Origin of the sequence: Mameliella sp. CS4, assembly GCF_019392335.1 — a bacterium.
In the GTDB taxonomy this organism is placed as follows: Bacteria; Pseudomonadota; Alphaproteobacteria; order Rhodobacterales; family Rhodobacteraceae; genus Antarctobacter.
This window is the reverse complement of record NZ_JAHXRQ010000037.1, coordinates 22,491-34,455: the sequence shown is the minus strand read 5'-3', so window position 1 is coordinate 34,455 and position 11,965 is coordinate 22,491. Positions and strand designations below refer to the sequence as shown.

At 65.3% G+C, this 11,965-nt stretch carries 15 protein-coding genes; 11 read left to right on the top strand and 4 right to left on the bottom strand.

What is annotated here, in order from left to right; translation table 11 throughout:
• The 4 genes from KZZ07_RS24945 to KZZ07_RS24930 form a co-directional block, all read left to right on the top strand.
• The coding region (locus KZZ07_RS24945) for a methanol/ethanol family PQQ-dependent dehydrogenase (protein ID WP_219519058.1) at positions 1–1,693 on the top strand (1,693 nt) is incomplete at its 5' end.
• A gap of 85 nt (positions 1,694–1,778) precedes the next feature.
• The gene (locus KZZ07_RS24940; RefSeq protein ID WP_370631254.1) at positions 1,779–2,315 is read left to right on the top strand and encodes a c-type cytochrome, methanol metabolism-related; all 537 of its coding nucleotides are present in this window, start codon (positions 1,779–1,781) and stop codon (positions 2,313–2,315) included.
• Positions 2,299–3,144, top strand: a complete 846-nt coding sequence (locus tag KZZ07_RS24935; protein ID WP_219519038.1) for a substrate-binding domain-containing protein — start codon at positions 2,299–2,301, stop codon at positions 3,142–3,144. The genes KZZ07_RS24940 and KZZ07_RS24935 overlap by 17 nt, the downstream gene beginning before the upstream one ends.
• Positions 3,141–3,686: a PQQ-dependent catabolism-associated CXXCW motif protein gene (locus tag KZZ07_RS24930; protein WP_219519035.1), complete on the top strand. Its 546-nt coding sequence runs from the start codon at positions 3,141–3,143 to the stop codon at positions 3,684–3,686. Before KZZ07_RS24935 ends, KZZ07_RS24930 begins: the two co-directional genes overlap by 4 nt.
• Position 3,687: 1 nt before the next feature.
• Here KZZ07_RS24930 and KZZ07_RS24925 read toward each other — a convergent pair whose 3' ends face one another.
• The 4 genes from KZZ07_RS24925 to KZZ07_RS24910 are packed head-to-tail and all read right to left on the bottom strand — an operon-like array spanning position 3,688 to position 6,445.
• On the bottom strand, positions 3,688–4,491 hold the full coding sequence (locus tag KZZ07_RS24925; RefSeq protein WP_219519032.1) for a quinoprotein dehydrogenase-associated SoxYZ-like carrier: 804 nt from the start codon (positions 4,489–4,491) through the stop codon (positions 3,688–3,690).
• Position 4,492: 1 nt separating this feature from the next.
• Positions 4,493–5,449 (bottom strand): YVTN family beta-propeller repeat protein, encoded by a 957-nt coding sequence (locus tag KZZ07_RS24920; RefSeq protein ID WP_255564582.1) that lies wholly within the window; start codon positions 5,447–5,449, stop codon positions 4,493–4,495.
• The gene (locus KZZ07_RS24915) at positions 5,412–5,960 is read right to left on the bottom strand and encodes an SRPBCC family protein (protein ID WP_219519029.1); all 549 of its coding nucleotides are present in this window, start codon (positions 5,958–5,960) and stop codon (positions 5,412–5,414) included. Before KZZ07_RS24915 ends, KZZ07_RS24920 begins: the two co-directional genes overlap by 38 nt.
• Positions 5,957–6,445: a DUF3280 domain-containing protein gene (locus KZZ07_RS24910; RefSeq protein ID WP_219519027.1), complete on the bottom strand. Its 489-nt coding sequence runs from the start codon at positions 6,443–6,445 to the stop codon at positions 5,957–5,959. Before KZZ07_RS24910 ends, KZZ07_RS24915 begins: the two co-directional genes overlap by 4 nt.
• A 172-nt stretch (positions 6,446–6,617) precedes the next feature.
• Here KZZ07_RS24910 and KZZ07_RS24905 point away from each other — a divergent pair, with 172 nt between their 5' ends.
• From KZZ07_RS24905 to KZZ07_RS24875, 7 genes are all read left to right on the top strand, one after another.
• Complete coding sequence (locus tag KZZ07_RS24905) at positions 6,618–7,790, top strand: ABC transporter substrate-binding protein (RefSeq protein ID WP_219519066.1); 1,173 nt, start codon at positions 6,618–6,620, stop codon at positions 7,788–7,790.
• Between the two features lie 20 nt (positions 7,791–7,810).
• A complete protein-coding gene (locus KZZ07_RS24900; RefSeq protein ID WP_219519063.1) occupies positions 7,811–8,791 on the top strand; it encodes a YVTN family beta-propeller repeat protein in 981 nt (326 codons plus the stop codon).
• A 15-nt stretch (positions 8,792–8,806) separates the two neighbouring features.
• Positions 8,807–9,250, top strand: a complete 444-nt coding sequence (locus tag KZZ07_RS24895; RefSeq protein ID WP_219519022.1) for a hypothetical protein — start codon at positions 8,807–8,809, stop codon at positions 9,248–9,250.
• 19 nt (positions 9,251–9,269) lie between these two features.
• The gene (locus KZZ07_RS24890; RefSeq protein ID WP_219519020.1) at positions 9,270–9,524 is read left to right on the top strand and encodes a PepSY domain-containing protein; all 255 of its coding nucleotides are present in this window, start codon (positions 9,270–9,272) and stop codon (positions 9,522–9,524) included.
• Between the two features lie 105 nt (positions 9,525–9,629).
• Positions 9,630–10,607 carry an ABC transporter substrate-binding protein gene (locus KZZ07_RS24885; RefSeq protein WP_219519018.1) on the top strand — a complete coding sequence of 326 codons (978 nt, stop codon included), beginning with the start codon at positions 9,630–9,632 and terminating at the stop codon, positions 10,605–10,607.
• Complete coding sequence (locus tag KZZ07_RS24880; protein WP_219519060.1) at positions 10,597–11,361, top strand: ABC transporter permease; 765 nt, start codon at positions 10,597–10,599, stop codon at positions 11,359–11,361. The genes KZZ07_RS24885 and KZZ07_RS24880 overlap by 11 nt, the downstream gene beginning before the upstream one ends.
• Positions 11,358–11,957, top strand: coding sequence for an ABC transporter ATP-binding protein (locus KZZ07_RS24875; RefSeq protein WP_219519015.1), 600 nt, complete (start codon positions 11,358–11,360; stop codon positions 11,955–11,957). The genes KZZ07_RS24880 and KZZ07_RS24875 overlap by 4 nt, the downstream gene beginning before the upstream one ends.
• Positions 11,958–11,965: the final 8 nt, after the last annotated feature.

Sequence of the window (11,965 nt, the reverse complement as noted above, 5' to 3'; positions counted from 1 at the left end):
CCAGACCGGCGACTACGAAAACCAGCGCTATTCCGATCTGGACCAGATCAACAAGGACAACGTCGACGACCTGCAGGTTGCCTGGACCTTCTCGACCGGCGTCCTGCGCGGCCACGAGGGTTCGCCCCTGGTGGTGGGCGACACGATGTACGTGCACACGCCCTTCCCCAACATCGTCTACGCGCTGGACCTGGCCGACGAGGGCAAGATCAAGTGGCGTTACGAGCCCAAGCAGGACCCGGACGTGATCCCGGTGATGTGCTGTGACACGGTCAACCGCGGCGTGGCCTATGCCGACGGCAAGATCTTCCTGCACCAGGCCGACACCAAGGTTGTCGCGCTGGATTCGGACACCGGCGAAGTGCTTTGGGAAGCAATCAATGGCGATCCGTCCAAGGGCGAGACCAACACCGCAACGGTGCTGCCGGTCAAAGACAAGGTGATCGTCGGCATCTCGGGCGGTGAATTCGGTGTCCGCGGCCATGTGACCGCCTACAACATGGAAACCGGCGAACAAGAGTGGCGCGCCTACTCGATGGGTCCGGATTCCGACATCCTGATGGATCCGGAAAACACCACCCACCTGGGCAAGCCCGTGGGCCCCGATTCCGGCATCAACACCTGGGAAGGCGATCAGTGGATGATCGGCGGCGGCACCACCTGGGGCTGGTACGCGGTCGATATGGAGGAAAACCTGGTCTACTACGGCACCGGGAACCCCTCGACCTGGAACCCCGCCCAGCGTCCCGGCGACAACCGCTGGTCCATGACCATCATGGCGCGTGACATCGACACCGGCATGGCGAAATGGGTCTACCAGATGACCCCGCATGACGAGTGGGATTACGACGGCGTCAACGAGATGATCCTGACCGACCAGGAAATCGACGGCGAAATGCGCAAGCTGCTCACCCACTTTGACCGGAACGGCCTGGGCTACACGCTTGACCGCGTTTCGGGCGAGCTGCTGGTGGCCGAGAAGTTCGACCCGGTGGTGAACTGGACAACCGGCGTCGACATGGACCCCGAGTCCGACACCTATGGCCGTCCGGCCGTGGTGGCCGAATACTCGACCGAGTACAACGGCGAGGACGTGAACTCGACCGGGATCTGCCCGGCGGCGCTTGGCTCCAAGGACCAGCAGCCGGCGGCCTATTCGCCGCGCACGGAAACCTTCTACGTGCCCACCAACCACGTCTGCATGGACTACGAGCCGTTCCGCGTGGCCTATACCGCCGGTCAGCCCTATGTCGGTGCGACGCTGGCGATGTACCCGGCACCCGACAGCCACGGCGGCATGGGCAACTTCATCGCCTGGGACAACCTCAAGGGTGAAATCAAGTGGTCCATCCCCGAGCAGTTCTCGGTCTGGTCCGGTGCCCTGGCAACCGCCGGTGACGTGGTGTTCTATGGCACGCTCGAAGGTTACCTGAAGGCGATCGACGCCAATACCGGCGACGAGCTGTACAAGTTCAAGACCCCCTCGGGCATCATCGGCAACGTGATGACCTACGAGCGTGACGGCAAGCAGTATGTCGCCGTTCTCTCGGGTGTCGGCGGCTGGGCCGGGATCGGCCTTGCGGCTGGCCTGACCAACCCGAACGACGGTCTTGGCGCCGTGGGCGGCTATTCGGCCCTCAGCGATTACACCGCCCTGGGCGGCCAGCTGACCGTCTTTGCCCTGCCGGACTGATCCGCGCGACATGACAGGGGCCGGCGCAGATCCGCACTGCGCCGGTGCCCCCGACAACGACATATCCGAAAGGCGAGACCACATGATGCCGACCGCATCCAGAACCCTTCTTTCCGCTGCGGCCTGTGCGCTTTTGCCCGTGATGGGCCTGGCCCAGAGCTGGAGCGACCAGCCGGTCGACCCCGCCAAACACGAAGGCGAATTCGACGCCGCCTATGATGACGACGGGATCTATTACAACGCCGAAGACATCGTGACCTACAACGTGCAGGACGATGGCACAGTGGACTGGCCGACCTTTTCCGGGTTCCGCCGCTATCACGCGGAATGCCACGTCTGCCACGGTCCCGACGGCGAAGGCTCGACCTATGCGCCGAAGATCAAGAATTCCGCCGTGCACATGGGCTATTACGACTTTTACGACGTGGTCGTGAACGGTCGCAAGAACGGCAATTCGGTGATGCCCCACTTCGGCGACAACCCGAACGTGATGTGTTACCTCAACGACATCTACGTCTACCTGGCCGCCCGCGGCATGGATGCCGTCCCGCGCGGACGCCCGTCCAAGAAAGAACCCAAATCGGACCTAGTGCGCGAGATGGAAGATGCGTGTATGGGCTGATCTTGCCGGCGCCCTGGCGCTGGCCCTACTGGGCCTGCCCCTCACCGCCGAGGTGGGGCGGGCCCAGACCTCTGACCTGGTGTCGAAAACGGCACTGCGGGTCTGCGCCGACCCGGCCAATTCGCCCATGTCGAACCGGGACGGCACCGGCTATGAAAACGCCCTGGCCGAACTGATCGGCGACAAGCTGGGCCTGCCGGTGACCTATACCTGGTACCCGATGGCCACCGGGTTTATCCGCAACACGCTGAAGGCCAAGAAATGCGACCTTGTGGTGGGCTATGCCCAGGGGCATGAACTGGTCCTGAACACCAACCATTACCTGACCTCCGCCTTTGTGCTGATCGTCCCCGAGGACGGCCCGCTGGCCGGGGTCGAGGGGCTGGCCGACGATCGGCTCAAGGGGTTGAAACTGGGTGTGATCGCGGGCAGCCCGCCGGCCACGCACATGGCCCGCAACGGTCTGATCGGCAAGGCGAAAGCCTATCACCTGGTGGTCGACCGGCGGCATGAAAACCCCGCCATCGACATGCTGGACGACCTCAAGTCCGGAGAGATCGACGGCGCGGTGATCTGGGGCCCCATCGGTGGGCCGCTGGTCAAGTCCGATTACCCGGGCATGACGGTCATTCCGCTGCTGAACGAAACCCTGCCGCCCAAGATGTTCTATCGCATCACGATGGGTGTCCGGAACGGCGAGAAGGTCTGGCAACGCAAGCTGAACTCGCTGATCCGCCGCCATCAGGATGAAATCGACGCCCTGCTGGCCGAGGCCGGGGTGCCGCTGATTTCCGACCTGGGCGACAAGGTGATCGAGGTCACACAATGAGACGCGCCCTGGCGGTGATCGCGCTGGCGGTGCTGCCGGGGATGCTTTGCGCCCAGACCGTGCCGGAACCGCAGGGCTATCGCATGGACCACTACCGCGCGCCCGTGCCCGCCACCCTGCAAGGCGGGATCGTGGTCGGGCCGGAGGCGGCGTATGACTTGTGGACCTCGGGCGGGGCCGCCTTCATCGACGTGCTGCCGCAGGCCCCGAAACCCGCCGGATTGCCCAAGGGCACGATCTGGCGCGACAAGCCGCGTGACAGCATCCCCGGCGCGCTCTGGCTGCCGAACGTGGGCTATGGCGCGATTGCCGATGTGACGGCAGAGTATTTCCGGCGCGGGCTGGAGCAGGCGACCGGGGGCGACAGGGCCCGGCCGGTGCTGTTCTTCTGCCTCGAAGACTGCTGGATGAGCTGGAACGCCGCCAAGCGCGCGCTCGACTGGGGGTATGAGACCGTCTACTGGCTGCCCGAGGGGACGGACGGCTGGGCGCTCTGGGATTACCCGCTGGAACGGGTCACACCGCTGGAACCGCAGCCCTGAGTCAATACCCCGCCAGCGACTTGTGCGCGTGGGTCACCGTGCCGCTGGTGTCGGTCAGGGTCACGTCCACCGACCGCGTGCGCGCGGGGATGGAGACACCCAGGCGCGGGTTTTCCGACAGCGAGATCGAGCCGGTCACACCGACATAGCCCGCGCCGTCCAGGTCGATCTCCAGATCCTCGACATAGCGCATCGGGATGAACAGCAGAGAGATCTGGTCCATCTGCATCCCCGAATGCGACGGGTGCGAGATGTCCACATCCAGCTGCCGCAGCCGCGCCGACAGCCCCGCCAGCCGGTCGCGGGCGGTGTCCGCGTCGGCCACGCTCAGCGCCATGTTGCCCAGCGTCTTGAGCGCCTCTTTGGGGTCGCTGCCCGGCGGAGCAGAGCAGGCCCCCTGTCCGGAGGTCTTGACGAAAGCCTCTGTCACGAAAAGGCGCCCGTCGCTGGTTTCGGCCACCACGTGCAGCGGTGTCGGCCCGTTCACGCGCATGGTGACGTCAAAGAAAAAGCTCTCTTGCGGGCTGTCCAGCGCAAAAACCGCCGAGACCGGCATCGGGTTCTCGTCGAGGATGACAGAGACGCGGGCGATCTGCCCGTCGCCGGGCGCAATCACATGCGCGGCGATCTGGGTACGGGCGTCGTTTGGCGTGCGATAGGGCACGTCCAGCGCGATCAGCTGCGCGCCGTCCAGCAGCGTGCGGGCGCCATAGAGTTCGTCGCGGATCTGGTCCCAGGAGTCTCCCGCAAGGGCGGGCAGGGCGGTTGCGCCCATAAGGAGCGCGGCAAGGCCGTATCGGATCATCTCAATCCTCCGTCATGACAAATTCACCAAAGGCGCGCGGGCCGTCGCCCGTGTCGATCTCGGCAATCAGTTTGAGCGTCGTGGCGTCGATCACGCTGACCGTGTTCTCGAACCAATTGGCGACGAGGATACGCTGGCCGTCCTTCGTCGTGTCAATGCCCTCGGGGTATTCGCCCACCTCGATCAGCCCGGCGGGCGCCAGCGTGTCCAGCGCGATCACGCTGACCGTGTCGGCGTATTGATTGGTGACAAAGGCGCGGCCCTGCGCAAAGGCGACGCCATAGGGGCGGGCGCCAACGGGGAGGGTGGCCAGCACCTCGGCCTGCGCCGGGTCGATCACGGTCACGTCGTCGCTGCCGACATTGCCGACAAACAGCCGCCCGTCCGGGGCAAAGCGCAACCCGAAGGGGCGGATGCCCACGGGGACACGCGCCCGCAGTTCCAGCGTTTCCGCATCGAAGAGCGACACCTGGTCGGCGTCGCGGTCGGCAGAGGCCAGAATGGCACCGTCAGGCGAGATCGCCAACCCTGCGGGGGCGGCGCCTGTGGTCAGCTCGGCTGTGACGGTCAGTGTGGCGCTGTCCAGCACCCAGACCCGGGCATTGTACCAGTCCGAGACGAACAGCCGGTCGCGCCCCGCGTCCAGCGCCGCGCCGATGGGACCGCCGTCCAGCGTGACGCGGGACAGGACCTCGCCCGTGTCGGGCGAGAGGCGGCGCACCGTCTTGTCATCGGGGGAAACGGTAAAGACCGCGCCCGCGCCCACGGCGATGCCAGCGGGTTTGCCGGGCAGGGGCCAGCGGGCGCGTTCCTCGCCCCTGTCGAGGTCGAGGACGCTCAGCACCTCGCCGTTCTGGCAGGTGACATAGGCCGTGTCGGCCAGGGCCGGCCCCGCCAGCAACAGCAGGGCCAGGACAAGGTTACGAACCGGGCGCACCGAACCGTTCCACCAGCGCATCAAGCCCGGCCTGGTAGACAGCCGTGACCGCCGCGATGGCGGCCGCGTCGTTCAATTCCTCGGGCGGGTCGTTGTTCGGGTAGCCGCGGTAAAAGGCGCCGCGCCATTCCACCAGAGAGCCACCGCCGTCGAGCGGCTTGACCGTCAGGTGGCTGGAATAATTGGTGACGGGCAGCACCTCGACCGCAACGTCGGTGATGCGGTAGGAATAGCTCATCTTCTCGTCGCTGAATTTATACAGGATCTCCGAGATCATCGGCCCCTCGGCGCCCTGGTCAGACAGGTAAAGCTGCCGGGTGGCGTCGATCGCGTTGCCTCCCTCGCCGGATTGGGACGCCACCGCCGGGTGCCAGCTCATGTCCTGGAAATTGCCGATCGCGGCCCAGACCTCTGCCGGGGGGGCGGCGACCTCGGTCGTCACGGTGATCTTTTGCCGGGTCGGCCCATGCGCCAGCGCAAGGCCGGGCGCCATGATCGCGGCACAGGCCACAAGGAACAGACGTCGTTTCATTTTTCCTCCCTAATGAAAAACGCGGTCTTCAGGATGTAGCGCATGGCGCGGCTCCAGGACTGATCGGTGTTGCCGCGAAAGTCGACGACGCGGCCCTTGACCATCTTGCCCGTGGTGGCGTCGCGCATCTGCAGGTTCATCGACAGGATCAGGTTCGAGACCTTCTGCACCTCGCCCACCAGCGCGTAATCGGCGCCCAGTTTCGTGGCCATCCGGGTGTCGCAGCCGTAACATTTGGCCGGGTTCACGATCCGGTCGAGGCTGTCCTGAACCGGGGCCAGGTCAAGCAGTTCATAGCCTTCCTCGGCGAATCTCTCGCGCACCATCTGCTCCAGCATGGCAAGGCGCGCGCGCTCTCCGTGGTCGCCGGTCTCTGCCGTTTGCAAAGAGGTGTCCAGCAGGGTCAGCCCGAAGAAAGCCACCTTTTCCCCTGCGGTGGCGGCCCCGGCGGTCATCAGAAGAAAAATTAGCGTTATCAGTCGCATGGCACCGTTCTTAGAAAATAAGAATAGTGCGACAAAGTGTAGTTGGTAGGCTTTGGTATACAACCGCGCCAAAGGTATCGGTCGCCGGATCAGCGGCGATCTGGAAGGCTCCGGCACAGCGCCCGCAACCGAAAGAACGGGCCGAAGGGAGGAGAAAGTGCGATATGTTCTGATGCCGCTTCTGGCGGCTGTTCTTGCCGTGCTGGGGGCCTCTGGCGCGCTGGCGCTGGACCTGCGCGCGGCGGTGCTGCGGGTGGATTACGAGACGCTCTTGCCGATCTCGCGCTATGACCTGCGGGCCGAGGACCTGGGCTTTGCCGGGGCCATGCTGGCGGATGAGGACAATGGCACCACGGGCCGGTTCCTGGGCCACACCTACGAGACGATCCACAAGGCCACCGCCCCGGAGGGCGCCGATGCGGCGCTGGACGAGATCCTGGGGCAGGGGATCAGCCTGATCGTGGTGCTGGCGCGGGATGCGGATCTGCTGCGGCTGGCCGACCGCGCGGCAGAGGCGGGGGCGCTGGTGCTGAACGCAAGCGCGCCGGGCGTGGCGCTGCGCGACGAGGAGTGCCGGGGCAACCTGCTGCACATCGCGCCGTCCAACGCGATGATGGCCGACGCGGTGGCGCAATTCGCGGTCTGGAAACAGTGGAAACGCTGGTTCCTGGTCTCCGGGTCCAACCCGGCGGACATCGAACTGGCCGAGGCCTATCGCAAGGCGGCGCGCAAGTTCGGCGCCAAGATCACCGACGAAAAGACATTCGAGGACACCGGCGGCGCGCGGCGCACCGATTCCGGGCATGTGCTGGTACAGCGGCAACTGCCGGTCTTCACCCAAGGCGCCGAGGGGCACGACCTGCTGATTGCCGCCGATGCGAGTGATTATTTCGCGCGTTACCTGGGCTATCACCACTGGTCGCCCCGGCCCGTCATGGGCTCTGCCGGTCTGTGGCCGACGACCTTTCACGCCGCGCATGAGGCCTGGGGCGCGACCCAGTTCCAGACCCGGTTCGAGGCGCTCACCGGGCGCTATGTCAAACCGGAGGATTACAACGTCTGGCTGGCGCTGCGCGTGGTGGGCGAGGCGGTGACACGGGCCAGCACCGACGATGCAATGGCCCTCCGCGATTATGCCCTGTCGGATGATTTCGAGCTGGCGGCCTTCAAGGGGCAAAAGGTGACGTTCCGCAACTGGAACGGCCAGTTGCGCCAGCCGATCCTTCTGTACGACGGCATGATCACCGTCAGCGTCAGCCCGCAGGACGGGTTCCTGCACCGGGTCTCTCCGCTGGACACGCTTGGGCTGGACCGGCCCGAATCTGCCTGTTCGGCCTTCAACTGACCGGAGTTTCCGTCATGAAAATGCGTTCTGTTTCCCGCCCCCTTACCCTGGCCCTCGCTCTGCTGGCGGCGACGCCCGCGTTGGCCAACAAGGCTTTCGTCTCGAACGAGCGGGGCAACACGATCACCGTGGTCGACACCGACACATGGGAGGTCATCACCGAGTTTCCCGGCGGCAACCGCCCGCGCGGCATCACCATCAGCCCGGACGGGACGAAACTCTATGTCTGCGCCTCGGACGACAACCTGGTGCGGGTCTTTGACACCGAGACCTATAAAGAGATCGGCACGCTGCCCTCTGGCCCCGACCCCGAACTGTTCGTCATCAGCAGCGACGGCAAGCATCTGTATATCGCCAACGAGGATGACAACCTGGTGACCGTGACCGACACGGAACAGGGCGTGGTGCTGGCAGAGGTGCCCGTGGGCGTGGAACCCGAGGGCATGGGCATCAGCCCGGATGAGAAATGGGTGGTCAACACCTCCGAGACCACCAACATGGCCCATTTCATCGACACCAGCGATTACAAGATCAAACATAACGTGCTGGTCGATCAGCGCCCGCGCTACGCCCAGTACACGGCGGATGGCAAACGTCTGTTTGTCTCGTCGGAAATCGGCGGCACGGTCAGCGTGATGGACATCGCCCCCGACGGCGCGCCGACGCTGGTGACCAAGATCGAATTCGAGGTGCCCGGCGTCCTGCCCGAGTGGCTGCAACCGGTCGGGGTCAAGGTCACGCAGGATGGCAATCGTATCTTCGTCGCACTGGGCCCGGCCAACCGCGTCGCGGTAATCGACGGAGAGAGCCTGGAGGTGCTCGACTATATCATTGTCGGCCAGCGGGTCTGGCAGCTGGCCTTTACGCCGGACGAAAAATACCTGCTGACCACCAACGGCAATTCCAACGACATCACCGTGATCGACGTGAAGGCCGAAAAGGCGATCAAGTCGGTCCAGGTCGGACAACAGCCCTGGGGCGTTGTCGTCACCCCGAATTAAGCAACAGGAGATCCCATGAAACCCCTCTTTGCCGCCAGCCTTCTGGCCTCTGCCCTGGCCACCCCCGCCGTCGCCGCGCCGCTTTGTGACGATTTCGGCTTTGCCGGGCTGCTGGCCGCCTGCAACCGCGCCGAGGACCCGATCCGCCTGACGCTCTCCTCTGGCGAACCGCTGGGCGAGGACATGGTCCTGCAATCGGGCGCCTATTACGAGCTGGAGATTGTCGCCGACGGGTCCGCCGAACTGGCGATCGAGGGGCCCAGCTTTTTCCGGTCGATCTGGATGAACGAGATTGTCATCAACAAGATCGAGATCCGCCCGATGGCAATCGATTCCATCGAGTTCGACAAGGCCGGGACGGTCACCCTGTCCTTTATCGCGATCAAGCCCGGCCGCCATGTCGTGCGCATCCCCGGCACCACCGGAGAGACCCAGCGCGTCACCTTCAACATCCAGTAACACGACGGAGTAACGAGAGATGAAATACGCACTTGCCCTTGCCTGCACCCTTGGCCTTGCCGCGCCCGCGCTGGCCGATGACGACCGCCCGGATGCCGAAACCATCGCGAAAATCGAGGCCCTGCTGGCCGAGATGGAATGCCAGATGGACCCGGACGACATCGAGATGGACGACGGCGGCTATGAACTCGACGACGTGATCTGCAAGGGCGGCAACCAGTTCGACATCGAGCTTGACGCCGAGCTGAACGAGATCGGTCGCCGCGCGGAGTAGCGCGCAAACACGACCTTTGGACCAGTCGCCGCACCGCCTGCGGCAGACTAGGGTCGACACAGGAGAGCCGGGCCGAGAGGCCCGGCAGACAGGGGAGGAAAGATCATGCTGACCGTCTTCAGCCGTATCGGGGCCATTGCCGCCACCGCGCTCACACTCGCTGCGCCGGCCCTGGCGCAGGACGTGCCCACGATCCGCGCCGCGGTGCTGAAAATCGGCACCGTCAACTGGGAACTGGCCACCATCACCGAACAGGGCTTTGACAAGGCGCATGGCTTTGCGCTGGACGTGCAGGGCTATGCCGACAACGGCGCCACCCGCATCGCGGTCGAGGGCGGCGAGGCCGACATGGCCGTCGCGGACTGGATCTGGGTCGCGCGCCAGCGCGCGGCGGGCAAGGATTACGTGTTCATCCCCTATAGCCGCGCGGTCGGCGCCATCCTTGTCCCCGAGGCCAGCGAGGCGCAGGACCTACCGGACCTCGCGGGCGGCAAGATCGGCATCGCGGGCGGACCGCTGGACAAGTCCTGGCTGATCCTGCGCGCCTATGCCCAGCAGGAACACGGCTTCGACCTCAAGGCCGAGACGGAACAGGTCTTTGGCGCGCCGCCGCTGATCTTCAAGTCGGGCCTCTCCGGCGATTACGCGGGCGCGATCAACTTCTGGCACTTCCTGGCCAAGATGAAGGCCAGCGGCATGCGCGAGCTGATTTCCGTCGACACCGCGGGCAAGGCGTTGGGGCTGGACCCGAACACGCCGCTCCTGGGCTATTACCTCAAGGAAAGCTTCCTCGACGCCAACCCGGGCCTTGCGCAGGCGCTGTATGACGCCAGCCGCGACGCCAAGGATCTGCTGGCCAATGACCCCGCCGCCTGGGAGGCGATCCGCCCCCGCATGAACGCCAAGACCGACGCCCAGTTCGAGACCCTGAAAACCGACTGGATCGGCGGCATTCCCGAGCGCGGCCCGGTCAACGTCGAGGCCGCGAACAAGATGCTGCAGGTCATGGCCGATCTTGGCGGCGCCGAGCTGGTCGGCAAGGCGGACAGGGTGCCGGAGGGGCTGTTTGCGGATCTCGACTGAGCGGGCCACCTCGCACCGCACGGTCACGATCCTGTCGATCCTGCTTCTGGGGCTTCTCTGGGTCGTGGCCGCAGGGCTGACGGCGGACCCGCAGGTGCTGCCATCGCCCTTTGCGCTGGCGGCGCCCTTTCGCCAGGAACTCGCCAATGGCGAATTGCTTTATCACCTGGGCCAGACCGTTGTCCGGGTGCTCTGGGCCTTTGCGCTGGCAATGGGGCTGGGCATCGCGCTGGGGCTGGTCATGGGCCGGTCCGAGGCGGTGAACCGCTGGCTGGACCCTTGGCTGGTGATCTTTCTCAACCTGCCCGCGCTGGTGCTGATCGTGCTCTGTTACCTCTGGATCGGGCTGACCGAGACGGCGGCCATCGTGGCGGTGACGCTGAACAAGATCCCCAACGTCACCACCGTGATCCGCGAAGGCGCCCGCGCGATGGACCCGCAGCTGGACGCCATGGCGCGCATCTACCGGATAGGCTGGCGCCGCCGCATGGCGCATATCGTGCTGCCGCAGCTGGCGCCCTTTATCACCGCCGCCGCCCGGTCGGGCATCGCGGTGATCTGGAAAATCGTGCTGGTGGTCGAATTCCTCGGGCGGTCTTCGGGCATCGGCTTTCAGATCCACCTGTATTTTCAGCTGTTCGACGTGGCGATGGTGCTGGTCTACGCGCTGTCCTTCATCTGCGTCATGCTGCTGGTGGAATGGCTGGTCCTGCAGCCCTGGGAACGCCGCGTCCGGCGCTGGAGGCAGGCATGATCCGCGTCCGGATCGAGGCCAAGCATTTCGGCGAGGCGCAGGTGCTGGGCCGGGTGCATTTCGACATCGCGCCGGGCGAATGCGTGGCGCTGGTCGGCCCCTCGGGCATCGGCAAAAGCACCATCCTGCGCATCCTTGCTGGCACCGACGAGGATTTCACCGGTCATGTCGACCGGCCCGAGCGGATGGCCGTCGTCTTTCAGGAACCCACGCTCTTGCCCTGGCGCAACGTGATCCAGAACCTGACGCTGGTGCATCCCGACCTCGGGACCGAAGGCGCGCGCGCCGCGCTGGACCGGGTCGGCCTTGCGGGCAAGGAAACGCTCTTTCCCGGCCAGCTCTCGCTGGGCCAGCAAAGGCGGCTGGCGCTGGCGCGCGGCTTTGCCACCCCGCCGGACCTGCTCATCATGGATGAACCCTTTGCCTCGCTCGACGCCGAGACCGCAGAGCGTATGCTGGCCCTGACCGAATCCCTGATGGCCACGACCCGGCCCGCGACGCTGTTCGTGACCCACGACCGGGCAGAGGCCGAGAGGCTGGCAGACCGTATCCTGCGGCTGGACGGCGCGCCGGCCACGCTGGCAGAGATAACATAAAACGGATT

What these genes read in the sequence shown, in the direction of transcription:
- KZZ07_RS24905 (WP_219519066.1), top strand. Translation starts at nt 6,618, where the DNA reads ATGCCGCTTCTGGCGGCTGTTCTTGCCGTGCTGGGGGCCTCTGGCGCG.
- KZZ07_RS24910 (WP_219519027.1), bottom strand. Translation starts at nt 6,445, where the DNA reads ATGCGACTGATAACGCTAATTTTTCTTCTGATGACCGCCGGGGCCGCC.
- KZZ07_RS24935 (WP_219519038.1), top strand. Translation starts at nt 2,299, where the DNA reads ATGCGTGTATGGGCTGATCTTGCCGGCGCCCTGGCGCTGGCCCTACTG.
- KZZ07_RS24930 (WP_219519035.1), top strand. Translation starts at nt 3,141, where the DNA reads ATGAGACGCGCCCTGGCGGTGATCGCGCTGGCGGTGCTGCCGGGGATG.
- KZZ07_RS24885 (WP_219519018.1), top strand. Translation starts at nt 9,630, where the DNA reads ATGCTGACCGTCTTCAGCCGTATCGGGGCCATTGCCGCCACCGCGCTC.
- KZZ07_RS24890 (WP_219519020.1), top strand. Translation starts at nt 9,270, where the DNA reads ATGAAATACGCACTTGCCCTTGCCTGCACCCTTGGCCTTGCCGCGCCC.
- KZZ07_RS24940 (WP_370631254.1), top strand. Translation starts at nt 1,779, where the DNA reads ATGCCGACCGCATCCAGAACCCTTCTTTCCGCTGCGGCCTGTGCGCTT.
- KZZ07_RS24895 (WP_219519022.1), top strand. Translation starts at nt 8,807, where the DNA reads ATGAAACCCCTCTTTGCCGCCAGCCTTCTGGCCTCTGCCCTGGCCACC.
- KZZ07_RS24915 (WP_219519029.1), bottom strand. Translation starts at nt 5,960, where the DNA reads ATGAAACGACGTCTGTTCCTTGTGGCCTGTGCCGCGATCATGGCGCCC.
- KZZ07_RS24925 (WP_219519032.1), bottom strand. Translation starts at nt 4,491, where the DNA reads ATGATCCGATACGGCCTTGCCGCGCTCCTTATGGGCGCAACCGCCCTG.
- KZZ07_RS24900 (WP_219519063.1), top strand. Translation starts at nt 7,811, where the DNA reads ATGCGTTCTGTTTCCCGCCCCCTTACCCTGGCCCTCGCTCTGCTGGCG.
- KZZ07_RS24875 (WP_219519015.1), top strand. Translation starts at nt 11,358, where the DNA reads ATGATCCGCGTCCGGATCGAGGCCAAGCATTTCGGCGAGGCGCAGGTG.
- KZZ07_RS24920 (WP_255564582.1), bottom strand. Translation starts at nt 5,449, where the DNA reads ATGCGCTGGTGGAACGGTTCGGTGCGCCCGGTTCGTAACCTTGTCCTG.